The organism is Stenotrophomonas maltophilia group sp. vghtpe118 (assembly GCF_052605195.1).
In genome coordinates, this window is record NZ_CP199672.1 from 2592248 (window position 1) to 2610366 (window position 18119).

Consider the following 18119-nt stretch of genomic DNA (forward strand, 5'->3'; position numbering starts at 1 on the left):
ATACACGAAGACATGGACACTCAACACAATTATCAATGGCTGCATGCCGAGGGCAGCACGCCGATCAAGGGCTGGGTCAACGGCGTGCCACTGGAAGCGCAGGCGCATGAGCAGCTGCGCAACATCGCCGCGATCCCATTCGTCGGGCCGTGGGTGGCGGTGATGCCGGACGTGCACCTGGGCAAGGGCGCGACCGTCGGCTCGGTGATCCCGACCCGCGGTGCGATCATCCCGGCCGCAGTCGGCGTCGACATCGGCTGCGGCATGGCGGCCGTGCGCACCACGCTGCGCGCCAACGACCTGCCCGATGACCTGCGGCAGCTGCGCAACAGCATCGAGCGCAGCATCCCGGTCGGCAACGGGCGCGGCGGCGAGCATCAGCGCATGCCCGACAGCATCCATACCCGGCTGGTGCAGTCCGGGCTGGCCGCCGGCCTGGAGAAGATCAAGGACAGGCACCGCAGGATCCGTACCGACAAGCTCGACCGCCAGCTCGGGACGCTGGGTGGTGGCAACCACTTCATCGAACTGTGCCTGGACGAGACCGACACGGTGTGGGTGATGCTGCACAGCGGGTCGCGCGGCACCGGCAACCTGATCGGTACCTACTTCATCGAGAAGGCGCGCGAGGAACTGGCCCGGCGCGTGCTCGGCTTCCACCTGCCGGACAAGGACCTGGCGTTCTTCATGGAAGGCGAGCCGCTGTTCGATGACTACGTCGAAGCCGTGTCGTGGGCGCAGGACTACGCCCGGCAGAACCGCGAGGCGATGATGTCGCGCGTGCTGGCCGAGATGCGCCACCGGCTGCCGAAGTTCCAGCTGGCGGCGATGGCAGTGAACTGCCACCACAACTACGTGCAGAAGGAAACGCACCACGGGCAGGAGCTGCTGGTGACGCGCAAGGGGGCCGTCAGTGCCCGCGAGGGTGAGCTGGGTATCATTCCCGGCAGCATGGGCACGCGCAGCTACATCGTGCGTGGCAAGGGCAACGCGGACAGCTTCCACAGCTGCAGTCACGGTGCCGGCCGGGTGATGAGCCGTGGCGCCGCGCGCCAGCAGATCACGCTGGCCCAGCACCGCGAGGCCACCGCGCATGTGGAATGCCGCAAGGACAGCGGCGTGCTGGACGAGTCACCGGCCGCGTACAAGTCGATCGACGATGTGATGGCCGCGCAGCTGGACCTGGTCGACGTGGTGCACACCCTGCGCCAGGTGTTGTGCGTGAAGGGGTAAATGGGGCGGTGCCGGCCAAGGCCGGCACCCACCGCACCCAATTGCAGTAGATCCACGCCATGCGTGGATGGAACGGCGCCGACCAGGGTCGGCCTCTACCTGTGCAACGTTCAGCGCACGACGCTGTCTTCGGCCACCAGCGCGTGGTGCACGCCGATGCCCGCGCGCACGCCTTCGGCCATGGCCAGGGTGATGTTGCCGACCGTCGTCGCATCGCCTGCGGCATACACGTTCGGCACCGAGGTCTGCTTCATCATGTCGACCTCGATCAGCTCGCCCAGCGGGCTCTCGGCCAATGTGCAGCCCAGCTGCTGCACCAGCGGCGTGGCCATCACCTGGGTGGCCGGCACGAACAGCGCCCGCTGGGCGATGCGGCGGCCGTCGGCCAGCTCCACCTCCAGCCAGGTCGGCTGGTCGCCCTGCACGCGCAGCACCGGTGACGTCTCGATCTGCACGCCGCGCTGCTGCATGGCAGCCCGTTCCTCATCGGTGATCGGCAGGCCCTGGCTGAAGAAGGTGACATTGCCCCAGTCGGCAAACAGCGGCGCCTTGCTGGCGGACATCGGATGGCCACCAAGCAGGCCGATGGCGCCGCCACCCACTTCGTAACCGTGGCAGTAGGGGCAGTGCAGCACGGTGCTGCCCCAGCGCTCGGCCAGACCCGGCAGCGCCGGCAGCTGGTCGGCGATGCCGCTGGCCAGCAGCAGCTTGCGCGCGGCCAGCACCTGGCCATCGGCGGTACGTACTTCCACGGCCTCTGCGCTGGCGTTGGCCTGCACGGCCTCGGCATGCACCCAGCGCACGCTGGGGTAGTCCAGCAGCTGCTGGCGCGCGGCCTTCAGCAGCTCGGCACCGCTGATGCCATCCAGCCCCAGCACCCCGTGCGAATGGCTGGCGAAACGATTGCGCGGCAAACCGGCGTCGATGACGGTGACCGCGCGGCGGGCACGGGCCAGGATCAGGCCCGCAGCAATGCCGGCATAGCTGCCGCCGACGATGAGCACATCAGGATTCATGGTGACCTTCCAGGGAACGGTGATGGGCGAGATGGCGGGCGAAGTCGGCGCCGAGCTTGTCCAGCGTGGTCGCCCGCAGGCGCTGTTCGAGCAGGCGCTGTGCTTCGCGTGCACCCTCCAGCAAAGCGCTGTTGACCAGCTGCTGGATCGGGCAGCCACCGCCGGAATCACGGGTACCGACCTGCACCAGCGACGGTGCGCCCACCGCCAGGTAGACGTCATGCAGGGTGATGGCTGCGGCATCGCGGGCCAACTGGCTGCCACCGCCATGACCACGGGCGCTGTGAACCAGGCCCGCCCTGTGCAGCTGCGCCAGCAGGCGGCGGATCACCACCGGATGGGTCGGCAGGCAGGACGCCAGCTGCTCGGAGGTGCGCGGGCCGTCCTGACCGACCAGGTGCGCCATCACATGCAGGGCGTCAGAGAGCAGGTTCGCGGATTTCATGTAACTACATTAGTTACATTTATATCCCCTGTCCAGGGTCCGTATTCGTTCCATATGGACACATTTGTCCTATGAAACACTTTCTTCACATCACTAAACGAAACGCTAATGTGATGTTCGTCGCACTTCAGCGGGAGCTTGGCGGGTCGATACCGCATTGCCCCTTCCCGAGAGTGCTTCCCGATGAATGCGTCTGTCCGTGCTCCGCGCCTGCAGTCCAAGCTGCTCGGCGCGGTTTCTGTTGGCTTGGCCGTGGTCCTGCTGTGCGCGCTGGCTGGCCTGGCCTCCGCCTGGTTCAAGTTGTCCACCGAGGTTCCACCCGAAGTCGCGCACAGCCGCGACGCCGAACGCCTGCAGCGTGAGTTCCGCGGCCAGGTGCAGGAATGGAAGAACGTGCTGCTGCGTGGTCACGACGACGCGTTGCGTCAGCGCCATCTGGACGCCTTCGACAACGAAGGCCGCCTGGTCGAACGGCTGGCCAAGGGCCTGGTGACCAGCCCGGACGCGCGCACGCGTGAACTGGCGCAGGCGTTCATCGGCCTGCACGCGCAGCTGCAGCAGGACTATCACGCGGCGCTGCAGGCATTTGCCGCGGCCGGCTACGATCCCGCCGTCGGCGACACCCTCGTGCGCGGCAAGGATCGCGCGGTGGCGACCGCACTGGATGCATTGAGCAGGCATGCCACGCAGGTGGCCGAAGCGGCGCTGGCGGCACGTTCGCAGCAGGCGCGGCAGACCCTGCTGCTGTGCGCGTCACTGACGGTGCTGGCCGCCGTGCTGTTGCTGATCGGCCTGTCCTGGTGGCTGCGGCGCGCCGTGGTGCAGCCGGTACTGGCGGTGGAAGCCGCTGCACGCGCAGTGGCTGCCGGCGACCTGCAGCACGTGGTACAGGTGCGCAGCCGCGACGAGATCGGACGCCTCGCCCAGGCGATGCAGGCGTTGCAGTCCACGCTGCGCGGCGTGCTGGATGCGCAGGCCGCGATGGCCCAGGCGCACGAGGCCGGCACCATCAGCCATCGCATGGACGCCGCTGCCTTCCCGGGCGCGTTCGGCACCATGGTGGCCGACTGCAACACGCTGGTCGACGCGCACATCCGGGTGAAGATGCGCGCGATCTCGATCATGGGCCGCTACGCCGTCGGCGACCTCAGCCAGGACATGGAACGCCTGCCCGGCGAGAAGGCAGTGATCACCGAAGCGCTGGATGCGGTCAAGCACAACCTCGGGGCGATCAACGGCGAAATCCGCCGCCTGGCCGAAGCGGCGGCCGCCGGTGACTTCAGCCAGCGCGGCGACAGCGCGCGCTTCGAGCATGACTTCCGCGCGATGGTCGATGGCCTGAACCGCCTGATGCAGACCACAGAACTGAACCTCGGCGAAGTCTCGACGATGCTGCGCGCGATCGCCGATGGCCGCCTCGGTGCACGCATGCACGGTGATTTCCAGGGTGTGTTCGCGCGTATCGCCGGCGATGCCAATACCACCGCCACGCAGCTGGCGACCATCGTCACCGACATCAAGCACGCCTCCGGCAACATCCACACCGCCGCCGCGGAGATCGCCGCCGGCAACAATGACCTGTCGCGCCGTACCGAGCAGCAGGCCGCCAATCTGGAAGAGACCGCGGCATCCATGGAAGAGCTGACCTCCACCGTGCGCCAGAACGCCGAACACGCGCGCCAGGCCAACCAGCTGGCGATCGGTGCACAGGGTGTCGCCTCACACGGTGGCAGCGTGGTCGGGCAGGTGGTGGCGACCATGGGTGCGATCGAAACGTCGTCGCGGCAGATCGCCGAGATCATCAGCGTGATCGATGGCATCGCGTTCCAGACCAACATCCTGGCGCTGAACGCTGCGGTGGAAGCGGCACGCGCCGGTGAGCAGGGCCGCGGATTCGCGGTTGTCGCCAGCGAAGTGCGCACCCTGGCGCAGCGCTCTGCGGCGGCGGCAAAGGAGATCAAATCGCTGATCGAGGCGTCGGTGGAACAGGTCGGTGAGGGTGCGCAGCGCGTGCGCGAGGCCGGTGACACCATGGCCGAGATCGTCGCCTCGGTGCAGCGCGTGACCGACATCATGGCCGAGATCTCCGCGGCGTCGCAGGAGCAGAGCGCAGGCATCGAACAGGTCAGCCAGACGGTGATCCAGATGGACGGCACCACCCAGCAGAACGCCGCGCTGGTGGAAGAAGCCAGCGCCGCGGCGCGCAGCCTGGAACAGCAGGCGAACCGGTTGATCGATGCGGTGGATGTGTTCGACCTGTCGGCCACGGCGACAGCGAAGGACGCGTTGGCGCGCGCAGCCTGAGTGATCCGGTTGCCGGCCAGCGGCCGGCACCACCGTGGAGCGCGGACGGGGGTAGTGCCGGCCGCTGGCCGGCAGCGTCCAACGCTACATGGGTGGCGGCATGAACAGTGCGGACCAACGTTCCGCACTCATTACGGCCTGTGGTCGTACACGGCAGTGCAATGCACCGTTGCCGGCATGCACACGGCCGCTGGCCTACCCTTTCGTGGATAGTCCCGTCTCCCTCCCCCACTGCTGGAGCCCCTCATGACAGTCCCCGCCTTCGGTCTTGGCACTTTCCGCCTCAAAGACCAGACCGTGATCGATTCCGTGCGCAACGCGCTGGAGGTCGGCTACCGCGCCATCGATACCGCGCAGATCTACGGCAACGAAGCCGAAGTCGGCCAGGCAATCGCCGATTCCGGCGTGCCGCGCGATGAGATCTACCTGACCACCAAGATCTGGATCACCGAGTTCAAGCGCGAAGCGCTGCTGGCCAGCCTGCGTACCAGTCTGGAAAAGCTGCGCACCGATCATGTGGACCTGACGCTGATCCACTGGCCGTCGCCGAACGACAAGGTCGACGTGCCGATGGAGGAGTACCTGACCGCACTGGCCGAGGCCAAGGCACAGGGCCTGACGAAGGAGATCGGCATCTCCAACTTCACCATCGCGCAGACCCGCAAGGCGATCGGCATCCTGGGTGCCGGCGCCATCGCCACCAACCAGATCGAGATCCACCCGTACCTGCAGAACCGCCTGCTGGTGAAATTCCTGCAGGACAACGGCATCCACATCACCGCCTACATGAGCCTGGCCTATGGTGAGGTAATCAAGGACCCGGTGATCCAGGCCATTGCCGGCCGCCACCAGGCCACGCCGGCGCAGGTCGCGCTGGCCTGGGCGCTGCAGCAGGGCTTCTCGGTCATTCCGTCCTCGACCAGGCGCGAGAACCTGGCCAGCAACCTGGAAGCGGCAGCGATCCGCCTGACCGACGAAGACATGGGACAGATCGCCAAGCTCGACCGCGGCCATCGCCTGGCCAACCCGGAAGGCATCGCGCCGGCCTGGGATTGATTCCAACGACGGCGCGCAACTGCTCTGGTAGACGCCGACCCTGGTCGGCGCAGACGTCTGACCGATCGATGAAACGCCGTGCCGACCAAGGTCGGCACCTACCAGAACGCGGGGATCATCCCCTGCCCTGCAACAACCACCGACGCATTGCCGCACTGACCTCGTCCGGTTTCTCCATCGGCGCCAGGTGCCCGCAATCGGGCACCACCACCAGCTGCGAGTGCGGCACCATCGCGTGCATTTCCTCGCTCACCGCGAGTGGCGTAATGCGGTCGTTGGCGCCACATACGATCAGCAGCGGATCGCGGTAACCGGCCAGCACATCATGGCCATCGCGGCGTTCCAGTGCGCTCTGGCGCAGGAACACTTCCGCGCCCAGGCGAGCGGTCATGTCGCGCACGCGCTGCACCAGCACGTAGTCGTCCAGCCGCGAGGCGTCGATGTAGCTGCGCATCAGCACATCGCCGAAGCCGTGGAACTTCCCCGGCAGACGCACGCTGGCGCGCTGGCTGCGCCGCTGCTCGGCGCGCTCCGGCGAGTCGGCGTGGATCGAGGTGTCAATCAGCGCCAGCTGCAGCACCCGTTCCGGCGCGATGCGCAGGATCTGCTGGGCCACGAAGCCGCCCAGCGAGAACCCGGCCAGCGCAAAGCGCTCCGGTGCCTGCGCCAGCACGTCTTCGGCCACCGCCTGCAGGGTCTCGCCACGGGTCTGGTCGCCCACGGTGCAGTCGGCGATATCGGCCAGGTCGGCCAGCTGCGCGCGCCACAGCTCGGCATCGTTGAGCAGGCCGGGCAGCAGCAACAGGGGGATACGGTCGGTCATGGGGATATTGTCGCGCCAGCACGGTGACGGAACCATGCCGCAACGGGCGATTGCGTTGTAGAGTCGCGCCATGCTCGACTGCAGCACAGCCCGTCGAGCATGGCTCGACTCTACAGAAGGCAGCGACACGGACGCGACCATGGCAGACCCCTACAACAGCGGCACCCCTTCCCCGCCGGCACTGCGCTTCGACGATGCGCTGGTCACCACCGCCTTCGAGCTGCCCGGCCATCGCGTCGTGCGCAACCTCGGCGTGGTGCGCGGCATCACCGTGCGCTCGCGTTCGATCGTCGGCAACTTCCTGGGCGGCATCCAGACGCTCTTCGGTGGCAACATCACCATCTACACCGAGCTGTGCGAACAGGCTCGCGAGGAAACCTACCGCGACATGGTCAAGCACGCGCGGCAGCTGGGTGCCAACGCGATCATCGGCATGCGCTACGACGCCACCGATGTGATGACCGGGCTGACCGAAGTGCTGTGCTATGGCACGGCGGTGGTGGTAGAGCCGGTGCGGTGATGCAGCCGCCAAGCGTACGCAAAAGCAGCCGAGCGTAGGCTCGGCTCTACTGGAATTACGCCACCGGCGGCACGTCGGGCACCTCGACCTGCTGCACCGGCAAGGTCACCATCATCACCGTCGGGTCGTCCGGGTCCAGCCTGGTCTTGAATCCCAGGCTCTGGCACATCGCCAGCATGGTGCTGTTCTCGCGCAGCACCTGGCCTTCGACCACGTCCAGGCCCAGCCACTTCGCGTACTCGATCATGATCGCCATCAGCCGCCAGCCGATGCCGTGGCCCTTCAGGTCCGAGCGGATCAGGATGCCGTACTCGCCACGGTGGTAATCGGCATCGGCGTGCAGGCGCACTGCGCCCAGCATCTCGCCGCTGCGCGGTTCGATCGCTACCAGCGCGATCGAGCGCGCGTAGTCGAGCTGGGTCAGGCGCGCGATGAATTCGTGGCTGAAGTGCTTCACCGACTGGAAGAAGCGCAGGCGCAGGTCCTCGTCGCTGACACGGGCGAAGAACGCACGGAACAGCGCGTCATCCTCCGGCCGCACCGGGCGCACGAAGGCCCGGCCGCCATCGGACAGTTCGATGGTGCGCTCCCACTCCTTCGGATACGGAAACACCGAAAAGCGCGGATGGCCACGGCCCTTGTGCAGGATGCGCGACGGTGCCACTGCCACGCGCGCGTCGAGGGCGAGGATGCCCTTGCTGTCGACCAGCAGCGGGTTGATGTCCAGCGTGCGCACTTCGGGAATATCGGCGGCCAGCTGTGCCAGCTTGACCAGCGCCAGCGCCAGTGCGCGCTCGTCGGCGGCGGGCACATCGCCGTAGGCCTTGAGGATGCGCGAAGCGCGGGTCTGGCCGATCAGCTCGTGGGCCAGGCGCAGGTCCAGCGGCGGCAGGGCCAGCGCCTTGTCGTTGATCACTTCGACGGCGGTGCCGCCACGGCCGACCACGATCACCGGGCCGAACGTCGCGTCATCGGCGATGCCGACAATCAGTTCGCGCGCCTTCGGGCGGACGATGGTCGGCTGCACCAGCAGGCCATCGATGCGCGCATCCGGCCGCAGCTGGCGCGCACGCGACAGGATCGCGTTGGCCGCGCTCTGCACCGCCGGCAGCGTGGACAGGTTCAGGCGCACGCCGTCCACTTCCGACTTGTGCGGGATGTCCGGTGACAGGATCTTCAACGCGACCGTGGCACCGCGTTCCAGCAGCGGCTGCGCCAGGTCCATCGCCTCGTGCGCATCACGCGCGTGCATCACCGGCGCGGACGGGATGCCGTAGGCCTTGAGCAGCTCATGCGTGGCCAGCGGGTCCAACCACTGCTGACCATTGGCCAGCGCAGCATCAACCAACGCTCGCGCGGCCGCCGCATCGACATTGAAGTCCTGCGGCAGGCTGGGTGGCGTTTCCATCAGGGCGTTCTGCGCTTCGCGGTAACGCACCAGATGCTGGAAGCCGCGTACTGCCTCCGCCTCGGTCGGATAGGTCGGCACCCGCGCCGCGTTGAGCGTGGCGGTGGCCTGGTCATCGTTGCCCAGCCAGACCGCGAACACTGGCTTGTCGCGATGATGGCGCGGGCGCAGGCCGAGCGTGCGGGTCAGTGCCTGCGCAGCGTCTGCGGACGAGGTGAACGCGGTTGGCACGTTGACCACCATCACCGCGTCGTTCTCGTTGTCGGCCAGCAGCGCTTCGATGGCCGCGGCATAGCGCTCGCCATCGGCATCGACCACGATGTCGACCGGATTGCTGCGCGACCAGCCCTGCGGCAATACCGAATCGAGCTTCTGCACCGTGCTGTCGGACAGGGTGGCCAGCGTGCCACGCAGCGCGATCAGCTGGTCCACGGCCAGGCGGCCGACACCACCGCCATTGCTGAGAATGGCCAGGCGACGACCGGGGAAGGTACCCAGCCGCCCCAGCGATTCGGCGGCGGTGAACAGCTCGTCCAGCGCGCCGACGCGCAGCAGGCCGGCGCGGTTGAAGGCCGCGCCGTACACATCATCGGCACGCGCCAGGGCCTGCACATGGGTGTCGCGGCTGCCCGGCTGCACGCGCTCGGCGCGGCCGGACTTCACCACCACCACCGGCTTGGCGCGGGCGGCGGCACGCGCGGCCGACATGAATTTGCGCGCGTCCTTGATCTGCTCGACATAGAGCAGGATGGCGCGGGTGCGGTAGTCGGTGGCGAAGTAATCGAGCAGGTCGCCGAAGTCGACGTCCATCGTGTCGCCCAGCGAGACCACGGCGGAGAACCCGACCGAGCGCGCCACGCCCCACTCCACCAGCGCGGCGGCGATCGCCGAGGATTCGGAAATCAGCGCGAGGTCGCCTGCCTGCGGGAAATGTGCGGCGATACTGGCATTCAGTCGCGCGTGCGGCGCGATCACGCCCAGGCAGTGCGGCCCGAGGATGCGCAGGCCATGCTTGCGCGCCACCGCCTCTACCTGTGCGGACAACGAACCCGGGCCTTCGCCCAGGTGCGCGGTGAGGATGATCGCCGCCTGCACGCCGCGCTCGGCGGCGGTACGCACCACCTGCGGCACGATCGCCGCCGGTGCGGTGATGACGACCAGGTCCGGTACCCAGTCCAGATCCTTCAAGCGCTTGACCGTGCGGATGCCATCGATTTCGGCATGCCGCGGGTTGATCCACGCCACCTTGCCGGGGAAACCGGTGCCGCGCAGGTTACGCATCACCGCGCGGCCGGCCGAACGCTCACGCGGACTGCCGCCGATCACCGCGACCGACTGCGGACGGAACACAGACTGCAGGTGGTAGGTACTCATGCGCCTACGGTACCCAAAAAAGGGGACGGAGGGGATTAAGTCGTTTGTGCACAAACGACTTAATCCCCTCCGTCCCCTTTTTCTGTTACAGCAGCGTGCCGTGCAGGATCAGCGCGGCGATGCTGAAGTAGATCACCAGGCCGGTCACATCCACCAGGGTGGCCACGAACGGGGCCGAGGCGCTGGCCGGGTCGAAGCCGAGCCGCTTCAGGATGAAGGGCAGCATCGAGCCGGACAGCGAACCGAAGGTGACGATGCCGACCAGCGCGGCACCGATGGTGATCGCCAACAGGATCCAGTGCTCGCCGTAGTCATGCAGGCCACCCAGCTGCCAGATCACGATGCGCACGATCGCCAGGCAGCCGAGGATGGCACCCAGCACCATGCCGGTCGGGATCTCGCGGATGGCCACCTTCCACCAGTCGCGCAGGCGCAGTTCGCGCAGCGCCAGGCTGCGGATCAGCAGCGAGGTGGCCTGCGAGCCGGAATTGCCGCCCGAGCTCATGATCAACGGGATGAACAGGGTCAGCACCACCGCGCGCGCCAGTTCGTCTTCGTAGTGCTGCATCGCGCTGGCGGTCAGCATCTCGCCCAGGAACAGCACGCTCAGCCAGCCGGCGCGCTTGCGCAGCATCTCGAAGAAGCCGATCTGCATGTACGGCTTGTCCAGCGCTTCCATGCCGCCGAACTTGTGCGCGTCCTCGGTGGATTCCTCGATCAGCGCATCGAGCACGTCGTCCACGGTGACGATGCCGAGCATCTGCTGCTGCGCGTCGACCACCGGGATCGCCAGCAGGTCGTGGCGGCGGATCAGCCGCGCCACTTCTTCCTGGTCCATCAGCGCGTCCACCGTCACCGGCGGATTGACCTGGGCGACGTCCAGGATCGATTCCTCGGGCAGGCCGGTGATCAGCCGGCGCATGGTCACCACCTGCTGCAACTGCTGGGTGGCCGGCTCCAGCACGTAGATCGCGTACACCGTCTCGCGGGTACGCTCGACCTGGCGGATGTGCTGCAGGGTCTGCGCCACGGTCCAGCTGGCGGGTACCGCCACGTACTCGGTGGTCATCAGCGCGCCGGCGGTGTTCGGCGGATAGCTCAGCAGCTTCTGGATGGCCTGGCGGGCGTCGGTGCCCAGCAGCGGGATCAGCCGCGCGCGTTCTTCCTCATTCAGCTCGTGGACGATGTCGGTGGCGCGATCGTCAGCCATCAACCCGAGCAGGGCAGCGGCGCGTGCCGGCGGCAGCGCGGCCACCAGCTCACCGCTGCGGTGCAGTTCCGGCGCTTCCAGCATCTTCACTGCACGCGGCAACGGCAGCGCGGCCAGCGTTTCCGCAGCGCGGGCCAGTTCCAGTGTGTTGAGGAATTCCACCGCATCGGCGGTGTTGTAGTTCGCCAGCGGTGCGGCCAATGCGGCGGCATCGGCCACCGGGCGCAGCAATTGCTTCTGGTTCATCGGTTTTGCCTTGTGGGGGTGCGACCTCGCGCAACGCCAACGCAGGCAAACCGTCCCGATGTCAGGCGGTGGCCATCGCTGGCGTCGAACGAGGTCGACTTCTACTGTCGCTGGACATGGGTTGGGGACTCCGGAATGCGCGTGCCGGCGGTGCGCCGCCAGCGGCGGGCAGTCTGGACCCGCGGGCCATGCAGGTCAACCCGGCATCCCTGCGCCGGGCGCCGGCCGGCCGGTTGTTCTCGTGCATACACCGACCGGCGCGCATAATGGCCGGGTGGCGCTCGCCACGCTTTCCCCACCCGAACGGACGCACTGCGGGCTTCCCCGATGACCAGGTATTCCCATGCATAGCGGCGGTCTGGAACTGGCCCTGGTGCTGCTGCTGGCGGCGGTCATTGCCGTGCCGGTGTTCAAGAAGTTCGGCTTCGGCGCGGTGCTGGGCTACCTGGCGGCCGGCGTGGTGCTGGGCCCGGACGGGCTGGGCTTCGTGCAGGACGCCGACCGCATCCTCGGCGCGGCCGAGATCGGCGTGGTGATGCTGCTGTTCGTGATCGGCCTGGAGCTGTCGCCGGCACGTCTGAAGGTGATGCGGCGCTCGGTGTTCGGCGCGGGCGCGGCGCAGGTGGCGATGTCCGGGCTGGTGCTGGGCGGCCTGCTGCTGCTCGACCACTTCCAGTGGAAGAGCGCGCTGGTGGTCGGTGTTGCGCTGGCGCTGTCATCCACCGCGGTAGGCCTGCAGCTGCTGTCCGAGCACAAGGCGATCAACAGCGACCATGGCCGGCTGGGTTTTGCCATCCTGCTGTTCCAGGACCTGATCGCGATCCCGCTGCTGGCGGCCATCCCGCTGCTGGGCGGGGCGAAGAACGAGACCCTGCGCTGGGAAGACGCCGCCGTGGCCCTCGGCGCGCTGGCCGTGGTGATCCTGTGCGGGCGACCGGTGCTGCGCAAGGTGTTCAGCATCATCGCGCGCACCCGTAGCCCGGAAGTGTTCACCGCCACCGCTCTGCTGGTGGTGCTGGGCACTGCCTGGTTCATGCAGGAAGCGGGCCTCAGCCCCAGCCTGGGCGCGTTCCTGGCCGGGGTGCTGCTGTCCGATTCGGAGTTCCGGCACGAACTGGAAGCGCAGATCGAGCCGTTCAAGGGCCTGCTGCTGGGGCTGTTCTTCATCGCGGTGGGCATGGGCATCGATCTCGACCGCATCGCCGCAGAGCCGTGGCTGATCGCCGCCGGCGTGGCGATCCTGCTGGTGGTCAAGTTCAGCCTGCTGTATGTGATTGGCCGTATTGCAAAGCTCAGTCCGCGGCAGTCGCTGCTGCTGGGCAGCGTGCTGTGGCTGGGGGGCGAGTTCGCCTTCGTGGTGTTCAACGAAGCGCAGCGCGCGCACCTGCTCGGCAACGCCAATCACGATCGACTGGTGGCGATCGTCGGCCTGTCGATGGCGATCACGCCACTGCTGATGATCGCGCTGCTCAAGCTGCTCGGCCAGGAGAAGGCTCCACCGCGCGGGACCGCCGAGGCCGACAAGGTGGCACCGGACAACCGGCCCAAGGTGCTGATCGCCGGCATGGGCCGCTTCGGCCAGGTGATCGCACGCCTGCTGACCGCACAGAAGGTGCCGTTCGTGGCGCTGGAGGCGAACCCGGACACCGTGGCCGACCTGCGCCGCTTCGGCAACCAGCTGTACTACGGCGACCCGACCCGCCCGGAGATGCTGCGTGCAGCGGGTGGCGAACACATCGATGTGTTCGTCATCACCGTGGACGACCCGGAGACCAACCTGCGCGCGGTGCGCATGGTGCGCCGGCTGTACCCGGACGCGAAGGTGCTGGCGCGTGCACGCAACCGCCAGCATGCCTGGCGACTGATGGACATGTCGGCCGAGCCGTTCCGCGAAGTGTTCGGCACCAGTCTGGAAATGAGCGGGCGCGTGCTGACCGCATTGGGCGTGGCACCGGACGTGGCCGAGCGCCATGTGCAGCGTTTCCGTGAGCATGATGAACAGCTGCTGCGCGACCAGTACCTGGTGTACGACGACGAGGCCGCGGTGATCCAGACCTCGCGTGATGCACGCAACGACCTGATGCACCTGTTCGAAGCTGACGCGGAAAGCGACGGCGAGTAGGTGTGCCGGCCAACGGTCGGCATCCACCTGATCGATGGCGGACCCGGTAGTGCCGGCTGCTGGCCGGCAATCCCGTGATCCCGGAGATGTCATGAGGTAGCCGGCCAGCGGCCGGCACTACCCTTTTCCAGGGATCAGCCGTTGTCGCGCAGGAACCGGGCCATCGAGGAGACGCCCGGCACGCGCGGCTCGAACTCGCCAGCCACGTCGATGAAGCCGCGCATCACTGCGATCTCGCGCGGACTGCGGTTGAGGCTGTCGCGCGCTTCAGGATCGGCGCCGGCGCGCAGCAGGCGCTGCACCAGCAACGGCAGGCCATGCAGCGCGGCCAGGTGCAGCGGGCCGAAGCCGCGCGGGTCGCGTACGTCCAGGCTTACGTCCTCGTCCAGCAGGCGCTCCACTGCGGCCATCACCACCTGCTCGTCGCAGGCGGTACCCGGCTCGGCGCGCGCGCCCAGCAGCAGCAGCAGCGGCGTGACAGCACCAGCGGCGGCCTGGTCCGGTTCGGCACCGGCCAGCAGCAGGGTGTCGAGCAGGGCCAGCAGGCGCGAGCGGTCGCGGGCACTGAAACCGTACAGCGCGGCACAGTGCAGCGGACCCAGCTGCTGCGCGTCACCGGCATGCACGTCGGCACCCGCCGTGAGCAGGCGCGCGACGATGTCCGGAAGGCCCAGCGCGGAGGCCAGCATCAGTACCGTCACGCCACCCGGCAGGCGGTGTTCCAGCTTGGCGCCAGCGTCGAGCAGGGCCGAAACGATGTCCACCTGGCGCATGCTGACCGCCGCCGACAGCGGCGTCGCGCCACTGGCCGCCGCGTGCTGCGGATCGGCGCCGCGCGCCAGCAGCAGGTCGGTTACCGCCAGGTGGCCGCCACCGGCAGCACGCAGCAGCGCGGTGCAGCCCTGTGCGTCGACCGCGTCGACGGCGAAGCCCAGATCGATGAGGCGGCGCACTGCATCGACGTCACCGGCCATTGCGGCGGCCGGCAGATCGGCCTCGCGCAGGGTCCGGCGCGGCAACGGCCACACCCGCCAATCGAGCCAGTCGGCCAGATCGCGGCGACCGATCGACAGCGCCACGCCCAGCGGTGTCTGGCCGTCGGCGGCACGTGCTTCGGGCGAGGCACCATGCTGCACCAGTAGCTTAAGCGCGCCTTCGCGGGCCAATGCGGTGGCCAGGTGCAATGCGGTCATGCCATGGCTGTCGCGCGCTTCACGATCGACGCCCGCCTTGAGCAGGGCCTGCTGCAGGCGCAGCCAGCCCAGGCGCACCGCCAGCGACAGCGGCGGATCGCCCGCCGGCGAGGCGGCGAACGGATCGGCGCCACGCTCAAGCAGTTCCAGTGCCAGCTGTTCCAGGCCGCGCGCGGCCTGGTCGTGCTGTGCGCAGGCAGCAAGGAAGCGCGCCAGGCCACCGCGGCCGGCCGGCGACAGGCCACGCTGCAGCATCACCTGCAACGCCGGCACCGCATCGATGCCGCGCGACAACAGCGCGAACATCGGCGTATCGGAGCAGGCATCACGCACATAGGGATCGGCGCCGTGGCCCAGCAGCCAGTCCACCGCACGCGGTTCCAGCGCCAACTCCGGATCGAGCAGCAGCCCGCCCAGTTCCTCCGGCTGGCACAGCCTGGCCAGCGCCGCCATGCCGTCGGTATTGCCGAAGCCCAGGGCCTCGCGCAGCAGGGTCAGCGGCGGACGATCCGGCAGCAGGCCGCTGGCACTGGCCGCTTCGCCACGATCGGCCAGGCCATCACTGACCGCGGCCGGCAACGGATAGGACGGGTCCAGCAGGGCTACGATCGCCCAGCGGCCGGCCTCGGCGGCGTAGTCCACCGCACGGCGGCCGAGCGGATCGGTGGCATCGGCCGCGATGCCCAGTTCGACCAGGCGCTTGATCAGCAGCGGCGAGACATCCTCGGCCATCGCCGCCAGCTGCACCGCATTGCGGCCTTCGCCGTCCACCGCGACCAGGTCCGGCTTGTGCGGCAGCAGGTGCTCGATCGCGGCGGCGCGACCGGCACGGGCCGCTTCCAGCCACGGCGTACGCCCCAGTGCATCGCGCGCCTCCAGATTGGCGCCCGCGCCGAGCAGCACGCCGATGATCTCGACATGGCCGGCCAGGGCCGCCTCATACAGCGCACTGCGGCGCTGGCGATCGCGGGCGTCGGCCCGTGCCTTGTGCTTGAGCAGCAGCTGCACGCCCGCCGGATCATCATCCTCGGTGGCGGCGGCGGCCAGCAGCACCGGGGTGCCATCGGCCGGTTCGCAGCGTGCACCGCGTTCGAGCAGGAAGCGGGCCAGACGCCAGTTGCCCACCTGGCAGGCCACCGCCAGCGGCGACCAGCCATCACGGTTCAGCGCATCGACTTCGGCAGCGGCATCGCGCAGCAGCGCGGCCACCCCCGGGTCGGAACTGCGTGCGGCATGGTGCAGCGGGGTGTTGCCATCACTGTCGGTGGCACGCGAGTCGGCGCCGTTGGCGAGCAGGGTCATCACCGCTTCGGGGCGGCCATGCCAGCTGTCGCGGGTCGCCGCCAGCAGCGGGGTCATGCCCCGGTGCGGCGCATTCACATCGACGCCGCGGGCAATCAGTTCGCGCAGCAGGCGCAGGTCCGGCAGCACCGCAGCCAGCACCGCCAGGCTGCGCTGGTCACGCCAGTTCGGGTCCGGCAGCGCATACGGATCGGCACCGGCCTGCAGCAGCTGCAGGCCCCGGTCGATGCGGCCCTGGCGGGCGGCTTCATACAGCGCCGGTGTCAGTTCCTGCGGCGCCATCGCCTCCAGCGGCACGGTTTCGGCCGCCGCTGCGAACATCGGTTCGGGTTCATCGCTGGACGCCGCCAACGGGCTGGAGCGCAGCGACACCAGCGGCGCAGGCGCGACCCGCTGCAGCAGCAGGTGCAGCACCGGCGACAGCAGTACGACCGCCAGTGCGGCGGGCCAGCGCGCGCTTTCCGGCAACAGGCCCGGCCAGGCCGGCAGCACCACCAGCGCGGCCAGCGCAATGACCAGCGCGGCCACGCCGAGGCCACGCCAGGCAGTCAGGTCGCGCCCCGCCAGCGCCTGCCAGTGCTGGGCCAGGCTGCCATCCAGGCGTTCGACATCGTTCCACAATGGCCAGGTGCGCCAGGCCGCCAACAGGCCGGCACTGACCAGTACGCTCAGGCCAAGCACTGCCGCCAGGCTGCCGCTGTCACGCAGTGCTGCGAGCGGCCAGGCCAGCAGCAGCGCCAGCAACAGCGGGGCGGCTGCCCACAAGGCCAGCAGCGCCGGCAGGTCCTGGCGTGCGACCACCTTCAGCGGCAGCAGCGCGCGGCTGCGGCGCCACCACGATATCGCCAACGCGAACGCGGGCTGCGCCAGTGCGGCAAGGACCGCACCCGGAACGCCGCCCACGGCGGCGCCCAGCGCCAGCACGGCGCCCGCGGCGAAGGCAATTGACAGAATGCGCGGACGGGAGGCGTCAGTCATAGTGGCGCGGCATCAGGCTGGCCACCGACGGCGGCACCTGCAGGTAGAACCCGCGCTCGCTCATTTCGCTGCGGACCTTTTCCGGGTCAGCCTGTGCCAGGCGGCGCTGGGCATCCAGGGCCACCTCCAGCACGAAGGCGAGCGTCCCCAGCGAGGTGAGCAGCGGCGCGGGCAGCGCGCTGAAATCATCGCGTCGGGGAACGTAGACGTAGGTGTCCGGCTTGAGTTGGCTTTTATAGACGTAGGCGTGCATGTCCGCGGGACGATAACCCGGGAAGAGCCATGATTGTGTCGGAAAGCCGACACCGGGGAAAGCCGTCAGCCGACGATGGCGGCGCGATCGGCGGCGTTTCGCCTGCGGGGTTCAGCAATGTGGCGGCGACGTTCAGGCTGCGCCGCCGCCACACGGGCGCTTACTTGACCTTGGCGTAGGTGCCCTTCAGCGCGACACCCGCGAGGATGGCACCGGCGTAGCACTCGTAGTTGGTGCTGCTCTTGAACTCGTTCTTCTTGTAATAGCTGACGATGTCGACCACGGCGTTGGCGCCGCGCGACTTGGCACCGTCCTGCAGCGCGCGCAGTGCCGACAGCGCAACCCAGCGGCAGGCCTCGGCATCGCTCTTGTTGGCGGCGTTGGTCTTCTTGTTGGTCACGTCTTCGCCCAGGCGCTGCTGCACGCTGACCGGCTGGCCGGCCAGATAGAAGCGCACGCTGCCGTCGATGCCGGCGTCCTTGGCGGCCTGCGAATTGACCAGTTCCTGCAGGGACTGTTCGACACGCGTGTCGCGGGCGGAAGCGGTGGAAGTCAGGGCCAGCAGCGCGGTAGCCGTGGCGATCATGAGAGTGCGGCGCATCGGAACATCTCCTTGTCGAGGGTGCGGGGGTAACG

At 68.4% G+C, this 18119-nt stretch carries 13 protein-coding genes; 5 read left to right on the plus strand and 8 right to left on the minus strand.

The annotated features are described in order from the left end of the window. Positions 1-12 precede the first annotated feature (12 nt). On the plus strand, positions 13-1233 hold the full coding sequence (locus tag ACUDTM_RS11870; RefSeq protein WP_005420260.1) for an RtcB family protein: 1221 nt from the start codon (positions 13-15) through the stop codon (positions 1231-1233). Between the two features lie 110 nt (positions 1234-1343). On the opposite strand, the gene ACUDTM_RS11875 is transcribed toward ACUDTM_RS11870, so the two are convergent. Both ACUDTM_RS11875 and ACUDTM_RS11880 read right to left on the minus strand, forming a co-directional pair. Next, positions 1344-2249, minus strand: coding sequence for an NAD(P)/FAD-dependent oxidoreductase (locus ACUDTM_RS11875; protein ID WP_329953122.1), 906 nt, complete (start codon positions 2247-2249; stop codon positions 1344-1346). Next, a complete protein-coding gene (locus tag ACUDTM_RS11880) occupies positions 2239-2694 on the minus strand; it encodes an Rrf2 family transcriptional regulator (protein WP_072168047.1) in 456 nt (151 codons plus the stop codon). The genes ACUDTM_RS11875 and ACUDTM_RS11880 overlap by 11 nt, the downstream gene beginning before the upstream one ends. Before the next feature lie 183 nt (positions 2695-2877). Between ACUDTM_RS11880 and ACUDTM_RS11885 the strand changes: the two genes are divergently transcribed. Together ACUDTM_RS11885 and dkgB are read left to right on the plus strand one after the other, a co-directional pair. Next, positions 2878-4998, plus strand: coding sequence for a methyl-accepting chemotaxis protein (locus ACUDTM_RS11885; RefSeq protein ID WP_088497007.1), 2121 nt, complete (start codon positions 2878-2880; stop codon positions 4996-4998). Positions 4999-5244: 246 nt separating this feature from the next. Then, positions 5245-6054, plus strand: a complete 810-nt coding sequence (gene dkgB, locus ACUDTM_RS11890) for a 2,5-didehydrogluconate reductase DkgB (protein WP_072168049.1) — start codon at positions 5245-5247, stop codon at positions 6052-6054. Between the two features lie 115 nt (positions 6055-6169). Here dkgB and ACUDTM_RS11895 read toward each other — a convergent pair whose 3' ends face one another. After that, on the minus strand, positions 6170-6877 hold the full coding sequence (locus tag ACUDTM_RS11895) for an alpha/beta fold hydrolase (RefSeq protein ID WP_072168050.1): 708 nt from the start codon (positions 6875-6877) through the stop codon (positions 6170-6172). Positions 6878-7016: 139 nt separating this feature from the next. Here ACUDTM_RS11895 and ACUDTM_RS11900 point away from each other — a divergent pair, with 139 nt between their 5' ends. Beyond that, positions 7017-7397 carry a YbjQ family protein gene (locus ACUDTM_RS11900; RefSeq protein WP_065185897.1) on the plus strand — a complete coding sequence of 127 codons (381 nt, stop codon included), beginning with the start codon at positions 7017-7019 and terminating at the stop codon, positions 7395-7397. A gap of 55 nt (positions 7398-7452) precedes the next feature. On the opposite strand, the gene ACUDTM_RS11905 is transcribed toward ACUDTM_RS11900, so the two are convergent. Next, complete coding sequence (locus tag ACUDTM_RS11905; RefSeq protein ID WP_088497005.1) at positions 7453-10179, minus strand: bifunctional acetate--CoA ligase family protein/GNAT family N-acetyltransferase; 2727 nt, start codon at positions 10177-10179, stop codon at positions 7453-7455. Positions 10180-10264: 85 nt separating this feature from the next. Next, a complete protein-coding gene (gene mgtE / locus ACUDTM_RS11910) occupies positions 10265-11635 on the minus strand; it encodes a magnesium transporter (RefSeq protein ID WP_445391335.1) in 1371 nt (456 codons plus the stop codon). A gap of 343 nt (positions 11636-11978) precedes the next feature. Here mgtE and ACUDTM_RS11915 point away from each other — a divergent pair, with 343 nt between their 5' ends. Next, positions 11979-13757, plus strand: coding sequence for a monovalent cation:proton antiporter-2 (CPA2) family protein (locus ACUDTM_RS11915; RefSeq protein WP_072168053.1), 1779 nt, complete (start codon positions 11979-11981; stop codon positions 13755-13757). Positions 13758-13891: 134 nt separating this feature from the next. Here ACUDTM_RS11915 and ACUDTM_RS11920 read toward each other — a convergent pair whose 3' ends face one another. The 3 genes from ACUDTM_RS11920 to ACUDTM_RS11930 all read right to left on the minus strand — a co-directional run bounded on the left by ACUDTM_RS11920 (position 13892) and on the right by ACUDTM_RS11930 (position 18084). Continuing rightward, a complete protein-coding gene (locus ACUDTM_RS11920; protein WP_445391336.1) occupies positions 13892-17230 on the minus strand; it encodes an ankyrin repeat domain-containing protein in 3339 nt (1112 codons plus the stop codon). After that, entirely contained in the window at positions 17223-17483 is a 261-nt protein-coding gene (locus tag ACUDTM_RS11925; RefSeq protein WP_014648833.1) for a YcgL domain-containing protein, read from the minus strand. Before ACUDTM_RS11925 ends, ACUDTM_RS11920 begins: the two co-directional genes overlap by 8 nt. 160 nt (positions 17484-17643) lie before the next feature. Continuing rightward, the gene (locus ACUDTM_RS11930; protein ID WP_005420284.1) at positions 17644-18084 is read right to left on the minus strand and encodes a hypothetical protein; all 441 of its coding nucleotides are present in this window, start codon (positions 18082-18084) and stop codon (positions 17644-17646) included. Positions 18085-18119 lie beyond the last annotated feature (35 nt).

Excerpts from the sequence above, each read along its gene's own strand:
- ACUDTM_RS11915 (WP_072168053.1), top strand. The coding sequence starts at position 11,979 with ATGCATAGCGGCGGTCTGGAACTGGCCCTGGTGCTGCTGCTGGCGGCG.
- ACUDTM_RS11905 (WP_088497005.1), bottom strand. The coding sequence starts at position 10,179 with ATGAGTACCTACCACCTGCAGTCTGTGTTCCGTCCGCAGTCGGTCGCG.
- ACUDTM_RS11900 (WP_065185897.1), top strand. The coding sequence starts at position 7,017 with ATGGCAGACCCCTACAACAGCGGCACCCCTTCCCCGCCGGCACTGCGC.
- ACUDTM_RS11875 (WP_329953122.1), bottom strand. The coding sequence starts at position 2,249 with ATGAATCCTGATGTGCTCATCGTCGGCGGCAGCTATGCCGGCATTGCT.
- ACUDTM_RS11895 (WP_072168050.1), bottom strand. The coding sequence starts at position 6,877 with ATGACCGACCGTATCCCCCTGTTGCTGCTGCCCGGCCTGCTCAACGAT.
- ACUDTM_RS11930 (WP_005420284.1), bottom strand. The coding sequence starts at position 18,084 with ATGCGCCGCACTCTCATGATCGCCACGGCTACCGCGCTGCTGGCCCTG.
- ACUDTM_RS11885 (WP_088497007.1), top strand. The coding sequence starts at position 2,878 with ATGAATGCGTCTGTCCGTGCTCCGCGCCTGCAGTCCAAGCTGCTCGGC.
- ACUDTM_RS11880 (WP_072168047.1), bottom strand. The coding sequence starts at position 2,694 with ATGAAATCCGCGAACCTGCTCTCTGACGCCCTGCATGTGATGGCGCAC.
- ACUDTM_RS11925 (WP_014648833.1), bottom strand. The coding sequence starts at position 17,483 with ATGCACGCCTACGTCTATAAAAGCCAACTCAAGCCGGACACCTACGTC.
- mgtE (WP_445391335.1), bottom strand. The coding sequence starts at position 11,635 with ATGAACCAGAAGCAATTGCTGCGCCCGGTGGCCGATGCCGCCGCATTG.
- dkgB (WP_072168049.1), top strand. The coding sequence starts at position 5,245 with ATGACAGTCCCCGCCTTCGGTCTTGGCACTTTCCGCCTCAAAGACCAG.
- ACUDTM_RS11920 (WP_445391336.1), bottom strand. The coding sequence starts at position 17,230 with ATGACTGACGCCTCCCGTCCGCGCATTCTGTCAATTGCCTTCGCCGCG.
- ACUDTM_RS11870 (WP_005420260.1), top strand. The coding sequence starts at position 13 with ATGGACACTCAACACAATTATCAATGGCTGCATGCCGAGGGCAGCACG.